The sequence below is a fragment of the Nonomuraea sp. NPDC049646 genome (genome assembly GCF_044465525.1).
In the GTDB taxonomy this organism is placed as follows: Bacteria; Actinomycetota; Actinomycetes; order Streptosporangiales; family Streptosporangiaceae; genus Nonomuraea.
The window spans coordinates 354,811-367,445 of the sequence record NZ_JBITLU010000002.1 but is presented as its reverse complement, the minus strand read 5'-3'; the positions used below and the strand labels follow the sequence as shown (position 1 = coordinate 367,445).

The following is a 12,635-nucleotide window of genomic DNA, read 5'->3' as shown; positions in this document are numbered from 1 at the left end:
CAGAACGGGTCGATCCCGCATGCAGGGTTCCCACAACAGCGGTGGCTACGCCTTGTCAGAGGCGCTCATGCAGTGCGCCGTCCGGAACGCGTTGGTGATCTTCGTGTGCCAGGAGTCCAGGTCGCGGGCCGACAGGGTGGCGTTCGGGAAGGTGACCGTGACCCGCCGGGACACCCCGGAGATCGTCGCCGCCATGGAGACGTGGATGCGGTCGGGGATCACCGTCGTGCCGTCGGGGTAGTGCACCTCGACGCGGTAGTCGGCCACCGCGCCGCCCTTGGCCTCCAGGCAGGCGCGGGCGCCGTTCTCGACGCGGAGCATCAGGCCCTGGTTGATCTGCCTGCCGCGCATGGGGACCAGGTTGTAGCGCATGCTGGCGCCGGAGAAGGAGGAGGCGATGAGATGGCCGCCCTGCCAGTCGCCGCTGCCGCCCCAGTTGCCGACGGTGGCCTCGCACCCGCTGCGCGCGGCCGCCTTCCTGGCCAGTTGGGGGGCCAGGGCCTGGGCGGGCCGTCCGGCGCCGTCGGTGGTGTAGGTGCGCGAGCCGTCCTTGTAGGTGTGGTTCTTGGCCAGGTGCCGGACGCAGGCGGCGGCGTCCGTGCCGGCGGCCTGGGCGGGGGCGGTCAGGGTGGCGGCCGCCAGCGCGGCGGCGCACAGGACAGGGGGGAGCCGGGTCATGGGCATGAGAAGGCATTCCTCTCGCGGGGGGACGCACGACGGGCCCGCTCCGGCGGGCTGCCTCGCCCGGTCGGCGAGCGCGTCGGCTTTGTCGCGATAGTGATGCCCCGACGACGTTGTAGCGGAACGTTGCTGGAACGCTACTGTTCGTAGTGATTACAGGTAGGTCGCCCTGTTCAGGGCTCGACGACGGCCCAGCCGTGCGGGGGCAGGGTCAGCAGCGAGCCGTCCAGGACGCCGTCGCCGGCCGCCAGGCTGCCGGAGAAGGGCAGCCTGACCTGCGACGGCTCGTCGGAGGTGCTCAGCGCGACGGCCAGCGCGTGGCCGCCGGAGCGGCTCTCGTAGGCGTAGAGCTGGTTGGACAGGACCAGGTCGGTGGTGTGGGCGTGCGACAGCCACCGGTGCCGGCGGCGCAGCGCGACGAGCCGCTTGTGCAGGTCGAGGACAGGCAGGCCGGACGGCGGCATCTCCAGCGGGGAGGCGGGGAACGCCGGGCGCACGGCGTCGTCGCCGCCCTCGCGCTCCTCCTTGACGCCGCGCAGGGCGTACTCGTCGCCGGCGTACAGCGAGGGCGTGCCGGCGACCGTCATCAGCACGGCCAGGGCGTGCGGCAGGTGGCGCTCGTCGGCCAGGCGGCTGGCCAGGCGGGTGACGTCGTGGTTGCCGACGAACGTCAGCGGCACGAACGACTCGGCGAAGGCGGTGTGGCGCTTGAGCGCCCAGGCCAGCTCGAAGGCGTTGCGGTCGTTGAGCGAGCTCCAGATCGCCTTCCACAGCTCGTACTGGGTGACCGCGTCCACGCCGGTCTCGGCCACGAACGCGGCGTAGTCGCCGTGGATGACCTCCCCCACCACGTACGCCTCGGGCCGCCCGCGGCGCACCCGGGGCAGCACCCGCGCCCAGAACTCCGGCGGCACGGCGTAGGCGGCGTCCAGCCGCCAGCCGTCGGCGCCGCGGTCGAGCCAGTGGGCCATCACCGCCGCGACGTGCTCGGCGACGGCCGGCTCGGCGTGGTCGAGCGCGACGAGCGACTGGTGCCCCTCGAAGTCGTCGTGCGCCGGAGCGCCGCCGCCGTCCGGCCAGCGCAGCCGGAACCAGCGCGCGGCCGCCGAGCCCGGCCCCTCGCGCAGGGCCTGCTGGAAGCGCGGGAAGCCGCGGCCCACGTGGTTGAAGACGCCGTCGAGGACCACCCGCAGCCCGCGCTCGTGCGCGGCCGACACCAGCGCGTCGAAGTCGCCGTCGTCGCCCAGGCGCGGATCGACGCGGAAGTGGTCGAGGGTGTCGTAGCCGTGGGTCTCGGCGGCGAAGATCGGGCCGAGCTGCAGCCCGTCGGCGCCCAGCGCGGCGGCGTGGTCGAGCCACGGCGTCAGGCCCGCGAGCCGGTGGGTGACCCCCGGCACGGCGGCGCGCTCGGCGCCCAGGAAGCCCAGCGGGTAGACGTGCCAGAAGATCGCCTGCTCTGCCCAGGACGGCACGTCAACCCCCCGATGAAGATCCGAAGCCCATTCTAGGCGGGGCCCCGCCACCGCCCGACCGCCGGGGCCCCGGCCGCCTCACGCGCGAGCCGCGACAGTGGCGCCGCGACGCCTCCCCCGCCGACCGGCCCGCCCCGCTTCATGCACGAGCCGCGACGCCTCACGCGCCGGCCGTGAGGTGCTTGTAGAAGAAGCTGCAGTCGAGCGGGGTGCCGTCGGGGGCGCCGGCGTAGCCGGGCACGACGCCGTAGCGGGTCCAGCCGCCGGTGAGGTAGACGTGCTCGGCGGCGCTGCCGGTCTCGGTGTCGAGCACCAGCAGGCCGGCCCCGGCCGCGACGGCGCCCTCCTCGGCGGCGGCCAGCAGGAGGCGGGACAGCCCGCGCCCGCGCGCCCGGCGGTGCACCAGGAGCTTGACCAGCTCGGCCCGGTGCCGCGAGTTGGGCTTGCGGGCCGGCACCAGGCTGACCGTGCCGGCCAGGAAGCCGTCGGCGTCGCGGCAGCCCCACACCGCCATGCCGCCCTCGGCCACCGCCGCCTCCTGCTCCCGCCACCAGGCCGCCGCCACTTCCGGGCCGAACGGCTTGAGGAAGCCGACCGAGGCGCCGCCGTCGACGGCGTCGGCCAGCAGCACGGCCAGCTCCTCGACGCTGCCGGCGAACTCCTGCGCGGACATGCGGGTGACGGTGTGCACGAGAGGGCTCCTTCTGCGGGAGGGGGCTTGGTGCGGGCTGCGTTCAGGGCAGGACGACGAGCAGGGCGTAACGGACCGGCGCGGCCCCCGGGCAGCGGAAGCGCGACCGCCCCCACAGGCGGAACCGCAGGCAGTCGCCCGCCTCCAGCCGGTGGACGCGGCCCTCGGCGGTGATCTCCACGACGCCCTCCAGCACCCAGACGTGCTGTTCGAGCCCGGCGACCGGTGGCTCGTCGTAGGCGATGTCCGCGCCCGGCCGCAGCCGCCCCTCGACGACCTCGCCGCGCAGCCCCGGATGCGGCGGCGAGACCGAACGACGCTCGAAGCCCGAGCTCTCGTCCCGCCACACCGCCTGGGACGCCGCCCGCACCACCTGCGCCGGCTCCGGCTCCACCTCGGCCAGCAGGCGCGACATCGTGCGCCCGTAGACCGCGCAGAGCTTGTTGAGCAGGGCGGCGGTGGGGCTGATCTCGCCGCGCTCCAGCCGGGACAGCGTCGAACGGCTGATCCCGGCCCGCCGCGCCAGCTCGTCGAGCGACCAGTCGCGCTCGACCCGCAGCTCGGCGAGCCGCCCGGCCAGCCGCTCGTCCAAATCCTGTCCCATATCCGGGACGATATCCCAGATACGGGAAATCAGCGACCGCCCTTCCGGCGGATCCTGATGTCCCGCATGTCGGTCACCGCGACCTGCAGCACCCGGTACGGCACCCCGTACGCCTCCAGTGCCGCGACCGCCCGGCCGGTGGCCTCGTGCTCCCCGTCGTCCGGCCCGGCGGGCACCTGGCAGCGGAAGGTGAACGCCGACACGGTGCCGTCGTGGGTGAACGTGCCCGTCTCGGTGTAGGCCGTGTCGTGCGCCGCCAGCACCGCGGCCCGCCCCTCCTCGTCGATCCCGTCGAACTTCCCGCGGATGGTCACCCGGAACAACGCTCAGCCCTCCCGTACGGCATAGGTCAGCAAGGGCTCGCCGAACAGGGCCTCGGTCACGTCCAGCAGCTCCAGCACGGCCTCGGCGATGGCGTCGGGCCGCTCACCGACGGCCACCCGCCTGCCGACCTCGGCGTACACCAGCGAGTGCAGGCAGCCGATCTGCCAGGCGACGGCCCGCGGCAGCGGATCGCCCGGCCCGGCCCCCGTCTCCTCGGCCAGCGTGACGGCGAGCGCGTCGGTCATCTGCCGGCCCAGCTCCTCCAGGCGCGCCCGCAACGTGGGAGCGGCCAGCATCATCTCCAGCACCTGGCCGAACCCGTCCGTCAGCCCCAGGCTGCGCTCGCGCCCGCGCACCTCCTCACGCAGGCGGGCGAGCACCGCCCGCGCCGCCGACACGCCCGGCGCGCGCTCGCGCACGATGTCGGCCAGCCGCTGCGGCGAGGCCTCCTCGGGCGGCAGCACGAGATCTTCCTTGGCGGTGAAGTAGTTGTAGAGCGTGTTCACCGACACCTCCGCCGCCGCGGCGATCTCGGCGATCGTGACCTGGTCGAAGCCGCGGTCGACGAACAGCCCGATCGCCACGTCGGAGAGGTGCCGGCGGGTCTTGCGCTTCTTGCGCTCGCGAAGCCCTTCGGTCATGACAGGACTCTACTGCAAAAGTGAAGTGGATTGCAGTTTTAGGGCCGTCATCGGGATTCGACGTCGGCGGCGAACCGGTCCCACGCCGCCTGGCGGGTGATGCCCAGGGCCTCGCCGATCCTGGCCCACGTCACGTTGCGGTCGCGCAGGATGCCCACCCAGGCGCGCAGGTCGCGCTCGGCCTGTTCGAGGGTGAGCGCCTGGCGGGGCAGGGCGGCCAGCACGTCGTCGTCGGACATGCCGGTGACGTACCTGTCGGCCGGGTCGGGGCCCGAGTGGGGGTGCGACGTGCCGTCCGGCGCGGCCTCGCCCTCCTGGCTCTCCTTGCGGAGCTCGTCCTGGACGATCTGGTGGCTCAGGTCGACGCAGGCGTCGCAGATGTAGACGCCGGGGCCCGCGACGACCTTCCTGACCTCCTCCTGCGACTTGCCGCAGAACGAGCATCTCGTCACCGGCCGACCGACGGGCGCCGCCTCGTGGGCGCTCCTGCTGTGTGTCGTCATGCTGTCAGCCTGTCCTTGACGGCCCGCCGTGTCAAGGGAAACCTGACGGCCGTCGGGGGCGTCGGGGGCGTCGAGGCCGTCCGGGCCGCCGGCGAACGCGCGGCGGGCGTGCGGCACCAGCGCCCGCACCGCCGGGCCGCCGCCCTCCCGCCAGACCAGCGCGAGCAGCGCGGGCGCCCGCACGTCGTCGATGAGCAGCGCGGTGAGCCGGTCGCGGTGCGGCGCGGCCATCGACTCGCTGAGTATCGCCACCCCGAGGCCGCGGACGGCCAGGCCCGCGATGGCGTCGGCGGCGCCGGCCTGCAACGCGATCGCCGGCCGCACCCCCTGGGCCGCGCACGCCTCGTCGAACACCGCCCGCAGCCCCGTGCCGCGCGGCATGCACACGATCGCGTGCTCGCCCAGGTCGCGCAGCGTGAGCCGCCCCCGACCGGCCAGCGGATGCTCCGGCGGGACGGCCGCGACCAGCCGCTCGCTGACGATCGTCAACGACTCCAGGCCCTCGGGGACGGCGTTCGCGGCGCCGATGAGCGCCAGGTCGAGCGCGCCGCCACGGACCCCCTCGACCAGCTTGTCGGAGTTGTCCTCCAGCATGGTCAGCTCCACGCCTGGATGCGCCCGGCGGAAGGCGGCCAGCGCGTCGAACAGGGGCGTGATCGTGCAGCCGAGCACCATGCCGACCGTCAGCGTGCCGCGGATGAGGTCGGTCACCTCGCCCACCGCCTGACCCACCGCACCGGCGGCGGCCAGCGCGGCGCGGGCGTGTTCGAGCGCCGCCTTGCCCGCGACGGTGAGCGTGGCCACCCGCGCCGACCGGTCGAACAGCTCGGCGCCGAGCTCGCGTTCGAGCTGCCGGATCTGGGCGCTGACGCCCGACTGGCTGATGTGCATCCGCTCGGCCGCGCGGGTGAAACTGCGCTCCTCGGCCACCGCGACGAAGTACTCCAGCTGCCTCAGTTCCATAACCTCAGATTGTACATCCCATTACAATCATCTGTTGGACTTCTGGAGTGGAGGACGGCAGGCTGGCACCATGACCACATACGAGAAGGCCATGCGGCCCGAGGACATCACCCGCCTGTTCGTCGAGCGGTCCAACGCCGGCGACGCGGCCGGCGTCGCCGCGCTCTACGAGGAGGACGCCGTGCTCGCCTACCCGCCCGGCAGCCGGACCGTCGGACGGGCCGCCATCCAGGAGCTGTGGGAGAAGGTGCTGGCCGGCCGCCCGCGCTTCGAGCCGGAGCAGCCGCTGCCGACGCTGGTCAGCGGCGACCTCGCCCTCACCTCGACCCCGCCCAAGGACGGCTCGGGCGCCCGCGCCCAGGTCGTGCGGCGCCAGCCCGACGGGAGCTGGCTGCGCGTCCTCGACCAGCCCGAGTTCGTCCAGCCCGGCGAGCGCGCCTAGGCCGGGACGGCGGCGCTGACGGTGGTGCCCTCGCCGGGCACGCCGCGCACCGACAGGCGCCCGCCGAGCCCGGCGAACGCCGCGCGCATCCGGCCGACGCCGCCGCCCGGGGCCGCGGAGGCGAAGCCGCGGCCGTTGTCGCTGATCGTCAGGCGCAGGCCCTGGGGCCCGGCGGTCACGGCGAGCGAGGCGGTGCTCGCGCCGCTGTGGGCCTCGACGTTGCCCAGCGCCTCTTCGGCGACCGCCAGCACGGCCCGCCGCCACGCCGCCGCCACGGGACCGGCGGGCAGCGCCCAGACCTCCACGGCGATCCCCGTGCGCTCGGACCACCGGCCGCACAGGCTCTCCAGCTCGCCGGCCAGAGCCGGCCCGGCCTTGTCCATGATGCCCGTCATCGCATCTCCTCCGGACGCCCTTCCCCTTGGACGGGTGGGACTGCCCTGAGCATGGCGACCGGGGCGTTGAGCCTGTGTTGAGCCGTCGTTGAGCCCTCACCCGGGCACGATCGTCGAAGCGTAGCACCACAGCGCCGACGGCCCGCCGGTCAGCCGGCGGGCGTGCCGCCGGCTGCGAAGGGGTCCAGGCCGGTCAGGGCGGCGCTGGCGGCCCACAGGCGGGCCGCGAGCTCGGGGTCGGCCATGTGCCCGCGCACCGGTTCGCGGGCCGGCAGGCCGCGCATCCCCAGCACCCTGGGCCCCCACAGCTCGCCGCCGCGTACCGAGGGATCCAGCACGGCCCGCACCGCCGGCCACGCCGCGGCCTCCTTGCCCTGCAGCAGCAGCCCGGCGGGCAGGCCGCGCAGCCGCTCGCCGGCGGTGCGCGGCCGGACCGGCCGCGAGGGCGTCAGGGAGTCGAGCGCGCCGCCGGGATGGGTGACCACGCTCGCCGTGGTGGCGCCCGCGGCGCGCAGGCGGCGGTCCAGCTCGAAGCCGAAGAGCATCTGCGCCAGCTTCGAGCGCGCGTACACCCGCTTGGGCCGGAGGTCGCCGCGGCTCTGCAGGTCGTCCAGGTCCAGGGTCTCGGACCTGGCGGTGAGGCTGCCGGTGGTCACGACGCGGGCGGCGGGGGCGGCGGCCAGCAGCGGCGCCAGGTGCGCGACCAGCGCGAAGTGGCCCAGATGGTTGGTGGCGAACATCAGCTCGTGGCCGTCCTTCGTCTCGCGCCGCGGCGGGTGGTCGAGCAGCACGCCGGCGTTGCACACGACGGCGTCCAGGCTCGGCAGCCGCAGCGCCGCGACGGCGGCCCCGATCGAGGCGAGGTCGGCCAGGTCGAGCGGCACGTGCCGGACGCGCGCGCCCGGCACCCGGCCGCGGACGGACAGCGCGGCGGCCTCCGCCCTGGCGGGGTCGCGGCTGCCCAGGATCACGGTGGCGCCGGTGCCGGCGAGCTGCTCGGCCACGAAGTAGCCGATGCCGGCGTTGCCGCCGGTGACCAGGAAGTGCCTGCCCGGTGCGGACGGCAGGCGCCGGACGTCCCAGGGCGCGGAGGGAGAGGACACGGGGGCTCTTTTCTATAGTCGCTATGAATTCAGAATCATTCTAGTTTTTGCTAGGATGAGAGCATGACGACAGGACGCCGCGAACGCAAGAAGGCGCAGACCCGCAAGGCTTTGGCCGAGGCCGCGGTGCGGCTGTTCGCCGAGCACGGCTACGACGGCGTCACCGTCGCCCGGGTCGCCGACGAGGCCGACGTCTCCATCGCCACCCTGTTCGCGCACGTGCCCGACGGCAAAGACGCGCTGATCTTCGACGACGGCGACGAGCGGCACGTCTGGCTGGCCGCCGCCGTCCGCGAGCGGCCCGCCGGGCAGAGCGTGCTGGCGGCCCTGCGGAAGTGCCTGGCCGAGCGGGGGCCGTTCGCCGGCGACCTGCCGCCCGAGCAGCGGCGCAAACGCGACCTGATCGTGGGCACGCCCGCCCTGCGGGAGTACTCGCGCCGCCTCTGGATCGCGGCCGAGGGCCCGCTGGCCGAGGCGATCGCGGCCGAGACCGGGCGCGACCCCGCCGACATGACCGTGCGCGCGCTGGCCCGCTACGTGCTGGAGATCCCCGAGCTGGCCGGCGCCGAGCCCGACCCGCGGGCCGCCCTCGACGCCGTCTTCGACCTCCTGGAGTCCGGCTGGTCCGAGCGCGCCTGACGGCGGGGCGTTGACGCGGCGGACCCGGCTCTGGTCCGCTGTACGTCACTGATCATCGACTTCGGGGAGCGAGCCCGTGAGGTTTCCCAGGCGCCTGGCCGCTGTGATCGTCTCGTCGATGCTGGCCGTCTCGGCCGTGCCCGGCCCGGCCCGTGCGGCCACGCCCGTCACCGTCTGGCACTGGAACGCGGCCGGCAACACGCTCAACCACGGCTCGACCGGCAACGGCATGGTTGGGGCCGCCGTGAGCTCGATCGTGGCGCGGGGCGCGACCCTCGTCTCGTTCAACGAGCTGTGCGCGAGCCAGTACCAGGCGCTGGTCACCGGCCTGCGGGAGGCCGGCTGGCCCGCTGACGGCGGCAACTTCGCCCGGTTCGTCGCCACCTACCCCGCCATGGCGGGCGGCCCGTGCGGCGGCGGCGAGTACGGCAACGCCCTGTTCAGCAAGCAGCCCCTGGGGGCCGCCGAGCGGATCACCCTGCCCGACGACGGCAAGACCGAGCAGCGCAAGATGATCTGCGCCCCCTTGCAGTCCCGCCCCGCCCTGCGGTTCTGCGTCACGCACACCACCTACGTGGACGCCTACCGCGCCGCCCAGCTCGACGCCGTGCTGACCAGGCTGGAGGCGTACCACGCGGCCGGTGGCACGGTGGTCGTCGCGGGCGACTTCAACCTGCCGCCCGACGCCGCCCGCCTGAACGGCTACTACTCCCCCACCGTGAACACCGCCAACAACGGCGGCAACACCGGCCGCTACCACGAGCTCGACGACGCCGACGCCGGCAACTGCCCCGGCTACGGCGAGCTGACCGTCAGCACGCCGGACGGCAAGGGCCCCTGCGGCTCGGGCACGAAGCTCGACATGATCTTCGCCAGGGCCGACCGGATCAGCGGCGCCTACGCGGCCGACTCGCTCGCCCCCGCGACCACGTGCGCCGGCAACCCGGGCAGCCTGTGCTCCGACCACCGCGTGCTGGTGGGGACCGTCACCCTGTCGTGAGCCTCGGCCCGTCCCTCCGGCGCTCACCGCCCCGGCCGGACCAGCAGCGACGCGACCGCCAGGAGGGCGGGGAGAGCTTTGCGATACATGCGCGTCACTTCACCGCGGCCGGGTGACGCGCGCCCGCCCTGGACGGGACGCCCGCGGAGCCCCCACCCGAAGATCGCGTGAACGCCCGGACCCCGCTGACAATCCCCTGTCAAACAGCGGCCACCCACCTTGTCGGGCAGGTCGCGCGGGCGCACAGTCGAGGCACGATCGCCCCCCAGGAGGATGGATGAACGGAAGACCCGCCCCCCATCGTCACGCCACGACCGCGGTAAGACGTCTCTTATCCGCTGGTCTGGCCGTGTTCGCCGCCGCCTTCCTCGTCGCGACCCCGGCCGGGGCCCTGGCGCTGCCGACGGCCAAGGAGCTCGTGTCGAGCCTCGACCTCGACTGCTTCAAGACCACGACGTACCAGCCGCCGGCCGTCGCGCTGTCGCTGCGGCACATCAACCCGGTGCTGGCCAACCAGCCGCCCGTGCAGGTCACGCTCGGCCCGCGTGAGCAGGTCTGCGTGCCGGTGGCCAAGAACAACGTCATCCCGCCGTCGCCCGCGCTCGACTTCGTCAGGTTCGTCGACCTGTCCTGCTACCGGGTGAGCGGCCCGCAGATCAACCTGCCGCTGTCGCTGCGCCACCTCAACCCCGTCCTGCAGGGGCTGCCCGGCCTCAGCGTCACGCTCACCTCGCCCCAGCAGCTGTGCGTGCCGGTCAGCAAGAACGGCGTCGTCCCGCCGCCGGAGGTGCTGAACGTCGTCTCGCACATCGACCTGCTGTGCTACGCGCACACGCCGAACCCGTCGATGAACAAGGCGCTGAACCTCACGCAGCTCAACCCCGTCCTGGTCAACCAGATCCCGCCCAGGACCGTGCAGGTGGGCGCCGCCCGTCAGCTCTGCGTCCCGGTGCAGAAGAGCGGCGACCAGATACCGGCGGACGTGTTCGCCCTCGTCCGCTGGATCGACCTGGAGAAGTTCGACGTCTCCAGCCCGGCGACACCCATCGTGCCGCTGACGCTGAAGCACCTGAACCCGGTGCTGGCGAACCTGCCCGCCGAGGAGCTGCGGCTCAGCGGCGCCTCGCAGCTCGCCGTGCCCGTCTCCAAGAACGGCGCGGTGCCGCCCGCCTGACGTACCCCGGCCGGGCCGGTCGTTCCGGCCCGGCCGCCTTCCCCTCGATCCCGGACAAAGGATTCCCCAGCTTCGGGTCGTCCGAGAGTGGCGTCCGCCTGGCAGCGGTATGACCTGTTTCCGGCAGGTCGCGACGCATTCGGGGGAACGGTGGGAATGTCCTGGCGAGCGGTGGTGACGGTGCTCGCCGCCGTGACGCTGACCGGCGGTTGCGGCGACGGCAGCGGCCCGGACGGCTCGGGAGCGGGCGGCGCCGGGCCCAGCGCGCCCAAGCAGGCCCGGCCGGTCATCACGCCGGACGCCAAGATCGTCCCCGACGACGCCGGCGACCTGCCCGACCCCACCATGCAGGTCGGACTGGACTGCCAGAAGATCCTCCAGGACCGCGACTTCGCCGGACCGGCGGCGCAGAAGATCGACACGGTGGCCGCCGACCCCCGCAGCTCCGACAGCGAGAAGGCGGTGGCCGACGCCTGCGGCGCGGTGATCAAGGCGAACAGCGGGCAATGGAACGAGGCGATCAAACGGGCCGACGCCGCCAACGGTCTCCGCGGGGCCGTTCCCGAACAGATGCGGCGGCCGGTGCTCGGCATGCTCGACCAGGCGGAACTGGTCAGCGCCGCCGCGCTGGGCGAGGGCGACAGGGTTCGGCAGGTCATCGCCCGCATCGAGCGGGAGGGCGGCCAGGTCCCGGACGGCTACCTCAGGAACGCGTGCGCGGTGGTGTCCGGCACGCAGACCCTCCCGGAGTGCGCGACGCTCACCGCCTCGCCCGGCTCCTCGCAGCCTCCGTCCCAGTCCACGTCGGGGCCCACGTCCGAGCCTTCGCCGGAGCCGTCGCAGCCGTCGGAGCCCGCCGGGACTTCGCCGGGCGAGCCGTCCCCCGGAGCGCCCGGCACCGAGCCCGGCGAGCCACCGGACACCGGCGGCGGGACCGGGCCGCCGCCGGAGGACACCGGCCCGGCGCCGGCCCCGTCGTGACCGCCCCACCGCCCGCCGCCGACCCCCCGGACGACGCGGCCGACGCTGACGACGGCGGCGGCGCCGGCCAGGACGTGTCCCGCCTGTGGCGGATCCTCGCCCACGTCGTGACGCCGACCACCTTCATCGCCGCCATCATGGTGTACTTCGGGGCGGTCCGTACCAACACCATGTACGCCCGCCTCGGCGTGGACCAGAGCATGCTGGGCCTGTCCCTGCAGGACTACGCGCTGCGCAGCGTCACGCTGGCGGCCGAGCCGCTGATCCTCGTGCTGGTGACGGCCCTGGTCGCGCCTCCGGCGCACGCGTGGCTGACCCGGTCCGCCGAGCGGCATCGTTCCTTCGCCAGGTGGGCGGTCCGGGTCATGGCCGTCCTGGGGGTGGCGGGGGCCGCGCTGGGCATCGCGAGCCTGGCCGGATGGCGGCCGCTGCCGCCCTACGCCATGCCGCTCTGCCTGGGCCTGGGCGTCTTCCTGCTCGTCTACGGCGCCTCCCTGCGGCAGCGGCTCGACCGGCGTCCCACGCCCTCCGCCACCGACCAGCTCGTCCGGCGCACGCTCTGCACGGCGCTGCTGCTGTTCCTGCTGCTGTGGGGGATCACTCTCTTCGCGCAGTCACGCGGCGCGCGGGAGGCCGACCGGACGCTGGCCGACATGCGCAGGCTGCCGAGCACGGTGGTCTACGCGGCCCGGCGCCTGAACCTGGAGGGGCCGGGCATCACCGAGACCGCCCTGCCCGACCCCGGCGCGATGTACCGCTACCGCTACACCGGCCTGCGCCTGCTGATCAACTCCAACCAGCGGTACTTCCTCCTGCCCGCCTGCTGGATGTCCGACCTGTCGGCGCGGGCGATCGCCCTGCCCGCCGACGACTCGCTGCGCCTGGAGTTCGGCGTCTTCCGGCTGCCCCCCGACTGCCCGCCCTGACCGCCCGCCACGGCAGGGGGCGAGGAGGCGGTGCGCCGCCTTCTCCCTCTACGGCCTTCCGGATTGACATTGCTAGCTATTTCAGTCATGTTTGAA

The 12,635-nt window shown here is 74.0% G+C and carries 15 protein-coding genes; 6 read left to right on the top strand and 9 right to left on the bottom strand.

All coding sequences use genetic code 11. The features are described 5' to 3' along the window. Positions 1–45: 45 nt before the first annotated feature. The 7 genes from ACIBQ8_RS06515 to ACIBQ8_RS06485 form a co-directional block, all read right to left on the bottom strand. A complete protein-coding gene (locus ACIBQ8_RS06515; RefSeq protein WP_397191355.1) occupies positions 46–678 on the bottom strand; it encodes a DNA/RNA non-specific endonuclease in 633 nt (210 codons plus the stop codon). Between the two features lie 176 nt (positions 679–854). Next, positions 855–2,153, bottom strand: a complete 1,299-nt coding sequence (locus ACIBQ8_RS06510; protein ID WP_397191354.1) for an alpha-amylase family protein — start codon at positions 2,151–2,153, stop codon at positions 855–857. A 160-nt stretch (positions 2,154–2,313) separates the two neighbouring features. Beyond that, positions 2,314–2,844: a GNAT family N-acetyltransferase gene (locus ACIBQ8_RS06505; RefSeq protein ID WP_397191353.1), complete on the bottom strand. Its 531-nt coding sequence runs from the start codon at positions 2,842–2,844 to the stop codon at positions 2,314–2,316. 43 nt (positions 2,845–2,887) lie between these two features. Further along, complete coding sequence (locus ACIBQ8_RS06500) at positions 2,888–3,448, bottom strand: helix-turn-helix domain-containing protein (RefSeq protein ID WP_397191352.1); 561 nt, start codon at positions 3,446–3,448, stop codon at positions 2,888–2,890. Between the two features lie 29 nt (positions 3,449–3,477). Then, a complete protein-coding gene (locus ACIBQ8_RS06495; protein ID WP_397191351.1) occupies positions 3,478–3,762 on the bottom strand; it encodes a DUF6204 family protein in 285 nt (94 codons plus the stop codon). A 12-nt stretch (positions 3,763–3,774) separates the two neighbouring features. After that, positions 3,775–4,413, bottom strand: coding sequence for a TetR/AcrR family transcriptional regulator (locus ACIBQ8_RS06490; RefSeq protein WP_397191350.1), 639 nt, complete (start codon positions 4,411–4,413; stop codon positions 3,775–3,777). Positions 4,414–4,460: 47 nt separating this feature from the next. After that, positions 4,461–5,879 carry a LysR substrate-binding domain-containing protein gene (locus ACIBQ8_RS06485; protein WP_397191349.1) on the bottom strand — a complete coding sequence of 473 codons (1,419 nt, stop codon included), beginning with the start codon at positions 5,877–5,879 and terminating at the stop codon, positions 4,461–4,463. Positions 5,880–5,949: 70 nt separating this feature from the next. Here ACIBQ8_RS06485 and ACIBQ8_RS06480 point away from each other — a divergent pair, with 70 nt between their 5' ends. After that, positions 5,950–6,321, top strand: coding sequence for a YybH family protein (locus tag ACIBQ8_RS06480; protein ID WP_397177867.1), 372 nt, complete (start codon positions 5,950–5,952; stop codon positions 6,319–6,321). Here ACIBQ8_RS06480 and ACIBQ8_RS06475 read toward each other — a convergent pair. Both ACIBQ8_RS06475 and ACIBQ8_RS06470 read right to left on the bottom strand, forming a co-directional pair. Further along, entirely contained in the window at positions 6,318–6,716 is a 399-nt protein-coding gene (locus ACIBQ8_RS06475) for a sensor histidine kinase (protein WP_397177866.1), read from the bottom strand. The genes ACIBQ8_RS06480 and ACIBQ8_RS06475 overlap by 4 nt on opposite strands. Positions 6,717–6,865: 149 nt before the next feature. Beyond that, positions 6,866–7,819, bottom strand: coding sequence for an SDR family NAD(P)-dependent oxidoreductase (locus ACIBQ8_RS06470; RefSeq protein WP_397191348.1), 954 nt, complete (start codon positions 7,817–7,819; stop codon positions 6,866–6,868). A 63-nt stretch (positions 7,820–7,882) separates the two neighbouring features. Between ACIBQ8_RS06470 and ACIBQ8_RS06465 the strand changes: the two genes are divergently transcribed. From ACIBQ8_RS06465 to ACIBQ8_RS06445, 5 genes are all read left to right on the top strand, one after another. Then, entirely contained in the window at positions 7,883–8,458 is a 576-nt protein-coding gene (locus ACIBQ8_RS06465; protein WP_397191347.1) for a TetR/AcrR family transcriptional regulator, read from the top strand. Between the two features lie 76 nt (positions 8,459–8,534). After that, a complete protein-coding gene (locus ACIBQ8_RS06460; RefSeq protein ID WP_397191346.1) occupies positions 8,535–9,458 on the top strand; it encodes an endonuclease/exonuclease/phosphatase family protein in 924 nt (307 codons plus the stop codon). A gap of 277 nt (positions 9,459–9,735) precedes the next feature. Continuing rightward, positions 9,736–10,632 (top strand): hypothetical protein, encoded by an 897-nt coding sequence (locus ACIBQ8_RS06455; protein WP_397177862.1) that lies wholly within the window; start codon positions 9,736–9,738, stop codon positions 10,630–10,632. Between the two features lie 156 nt (positions 10,633–10,788). Then, positions 10,789–11,613, top strand: a complete 825-nt coding sequence (locus tag ACIBQ8_RS06450; protein WP_397191345.1) for a hypothetical protein — start codon at positions 10,789–10,791, stop codon at positions 11,611–11,613. Further along, the gene (locus tag ACIBQ8_RS06445; protein WP_397177860.1) at positions 11,610–12,539 is read left to right on the top strand and encodes a hypothetical protein; all 930 of its coding nucleotides are present in this window, start codon (positions 11,610–11,612) and stop codon (positions 12,537–12,539) included. The genes ACIBQ8_RS06450 and ACIBQ8_RS06445 overlap by 4 nt, the downstream gene beginning before the upstream one ends. The last annotated feature ends 96 nt before the right edge of the window (positions 12,540–12,635 follow it).

Bases quoted from the DNA above. Each gene is read 5' to 3' on its own strand.
- ACIBQ8_RS06515 (WP_397191355.1), bottom strand. From the start codon at position 678: ATGACCCGGCTCCCCCCTGTCCTGTGCGCCGCCGCGCTGGCGGCCGCC.
- ACIBQ8_RS06500 (WP_397191352.1), bottom strand. From the start codon at position 3,448: ATGGGACAGGATTTGGACGAGCGGCTGGCCGGGCGGCTCGCCGAGCTG.
- ACIBQ8_RS06490 (WP_397191350.1), bottom strand. From the start codon at position 4,413: ATGACCGAAGGGCTTCGCGAGCGCAAGAAGCGCAAGACCCGCCGGCAC.
- ACIBQ8_RS06485 (WP_397191349.1), bottom strand. From the start codon at position 5,879: ATGGAACTGAGGCAGCTGGAGTACTTCGTCGCGGTGGCCGAGGAGCGC.
- ACIBQ8_RS06480 (WP_397177867.1), top strand. From the start codon at position 5,950: ATGACCACATACGAGAAGGCCATGCGGCCCGAGGACATCACCCGCCTG.
- ACIBQ8_RS06475 (WP_397177866.1), bottom strand. From the start codon at position 6,716: ATGACGGGCATCATGGACAAGGCCGGGCCGGCTCTGGCCGGCGAGCTG.
- ACIBQ8_RS06465 (WP_397191347.1), top strand. From the start codon at position 7,883: ATGACGACAGGACGCCGCGAACGCAAGAAGGCGCAGACCCGCAAGGCT.
- ACIBQ8_RS06455 (WP_397177862.1), top strand. From the start codon at position 9,736: ATGAACGGAAGACCCGCCCCCCATCGTCACGCCACGACCGCGGTAAGA.
- ACIBQ8_RS06450 (WP_397191345.1), top strand. From the start codon at position 10,789: ATGTCCTGGCGAGCGGTGGTGACGGTGCTCGCCGCCGTGACGCTGACC.